General features: G+C 67.3%; 2 protein-coding genes. Both read right to left on the bottom strand.

Annotation, left to right across the window (positions count from 1 at the left end; translation table 11 throughout):
- Positions 1–816, bottom strand: an 816-nt coding sequence (gene istB, locus VH914_16550; protein HEX4492818.1) for an IS21-like element helper ATPase IstB, incomplete at its 3' end; no start/stop codon positions are given.
- Complete coding sequence (istA, locus tag VH914_16545) at positions 813–2,219, bottom strand: IS21 family transposase (protein HEX4492817.1); 1,407 nt, start codon at positions 2,217–2,219, stop codon at positions 813–815. The genes istA and istB, both read right to left, overlap by 4 nt.
- Positions 2,220–2,306 lie beyond the last annotated feature (87 nt).

Raw genomic sequence — 2,306 nt, 5'->3', positions numbered from 1 at the left:
TGTAGGTTCCGGAAACTCTGCGGCCTTCGTTCCGGAAAATTTGCTGCTCGTTGAGTCGAGTTGATCATCGTCGGCGAGCAGGTCGCCGGGCAAGTGCTTGGTTCGAACGGAGGGTCCGTCGAGGCGGAGGAGGCGGCCGCGTTCGAGGATGCGGTCGACGATGGCGTCGGCGAGGTCGTCGTCGTGGAGGGCGTCGCCCCAGCGCTTCGGGTTCTTGTTGGTCGTGAAGATCATCGACCGGCGCTTGATGTGTCGGTCGTTGACGACGTGGTAGAGCACGTTGGCGGCGTCGTCGCCGTAGGCGAGGTAGCCGACCTCGTCGACGACGAGCACGTGAGGTCGGACGTACTCGACGAGTGCGTCGCGCATCCGACCTTCGCGGCTCGCGGCCGAGAGATGATCGATGAGCTCCGCGGCGGTGGTGAACAGCGCGTCGAAGCCGTTTTGCAGGGCGCGATAGGCGATTGCGATCGCGAGGTGCGTCTTTCCGCGGCCGGGCTTTCCTTCGAGGATCACCGAGCCGCCTTCGGTCACGAAGTCGGGCGCGAGCAGCGAGCCGATCGTCGTCAAACGGAGCGTCGACTGGTAGGTGAACTCGAACTCTTCGACCGTCCGGAGGAAGGGAAACTTCGCGGCGCGGACGGCGCGCGTCAGCCGCGTGCCGCGTCGGTGGGCGACCTCTTCGGCAAAGAGTTTCTCGAGCAGCGCGCCGTGCGACCATTGCTCCTTCTCGGCGCGGACGATGAGATCGCGCCAGATGCGGCGCGCATTGGCGAGGTGCAGCCGCTTGAGGAAGACGTCGAGCTCGACGGTCATGCTGCACCTCCGCCTCGCCGACAGATGGCACGTCGGACGGCGGCGACCGTGAGCGTGTCGCGCGCGACAGCGCGACCGATGGCGTCGCGGAGCGCGTCGTCGCCATGCTCGGCGAGCAGCGCATAGAGCTCCTCCACCGCGTGCTTCGAGCGGCGCGGCTCGTGGTGAACGATCTCGGTGAGGAGGGCGAGGGCGTCGGGGCCGAGATCGAGCAACACTTGCCGCTTTTGATAGAGCTTCGCGCGGGCGCCGTGCACCGCGGCGATCTTCGAGGCGCGGTGCTCGGGCAGCGGCGCCGGAGGCTCGTCCTTGGTGCGACGTCGGTGGTCCGCCTGGAATCGGCCCGCGACGATCCGCAGACGATCTTCGTAGAGGAAGACGGTCCCGGCGACGTGTGTCGCCTCCGCCGGCATCGAGTACGAGACGCCTTCGAGCGTGACCTCGGCAGTCGGGCCGACGAAGACCGGCAGGCGAAGCGCGAGCTTTTCCGGAAGCACCTTGATCGGTCGAAGCCGCGCGAGCTCTTCACGCCGCCGCGTTTCCGGAATCACGCCGGTCGCGCGCGACGGCGTCTTGGTGTTGCCCTCGGCGAGCCACGCGACGAGCTGTGCTCGAAGGTCGGCTTCGTCTTGAAACTTGCGCGGCTTAAAGAACGAGCCCTTCACCCAACCGACGAGCCGCTCGACGGAGCCCTTTTGATTCCCGCTGCGGGGCGCGCACATCTCGACCCCGACGCCGATGTCGACGATCGCCTGCGCGAACGTCGCATTGAAGGCCTCGACGTCGCGGCCTTTGCCGCTCTTCGAGACGATGGTCCTCGGGCGGTCGAAGACGGCCAGGAGAGGAAGGCCGCCGAAGGTCACGAAGTCCCGCGCGAGGCAGCGGACCAGGGTCTCGACGCGCTCGTCGTCGACGAGCGTGACAGCGACGAAGCGCGAGTACTTCAGTCGCGAGGCGAAGAAGTGCACGCGCTTCTTGCGACCGTCCACGAAGCTGACGTCGACCTGGCCGAAGTCGTGCTGAGAAAACTCACCCGGCAGTCCTTCGAAGCGGACAACCGGCGCGGCGCGAGGCGGCCGGAGGCCCGAAACGAGGGCGTAGAACGCGGTCTTGCTCCCGGGATAACCGTGCTCCTTCGCGCGGCGCAGGAGCTCCTGCGTCGGCAGCTCCGGCTCCTCCTTGAGCCAAGCCGCGACGCGCTCGGTGAACGGCGCCGCCTTCGACGGGCGACCGATCTTGCGCTCGGCGCGCTCGGCCCGATCGTCGGTGTGCTCGACCGCGGTCTCGAGACGAACGCGCCGAACGCTGTCGAGCGAGACGCCGCTCCGCTTCGCCACATCGCTCGCGCTGAAGCCCGCGCCGAGCAAAACCTGGATCTCGTGCCGCTTGAGCAGGGGAAGCATCTCCCCCACGCTGCGTCCCTTTTCGCCTTGGCCTGCCATGATCGCCGTCACCATCGTGACGAACAGTAGCCACATCATCCCGCACGC

Source organism: Acidimicrobiia bacterium (assembly GCA_036271555.1).
In the GTDB taxonomy this organism is placed as follows: domain Bacteria; phylum Actinomycetota; class Acidimicrobiia; order IMCC26256; family PALSA-610; genus DATBAK01.
This window is presented reverse-complemented; position numbering and strand designations above follow the sequence as displayed.

What these genes read in the sequence shown, in the direction of transcription:
- istA (HEX4492817.1), bottom strand. Translation starts at nt 2,219, where the DNA reads ATGCTTCCCCTGCTCAAGCGGCACGAGATCCAGGTTTTGCTCGGCGCG.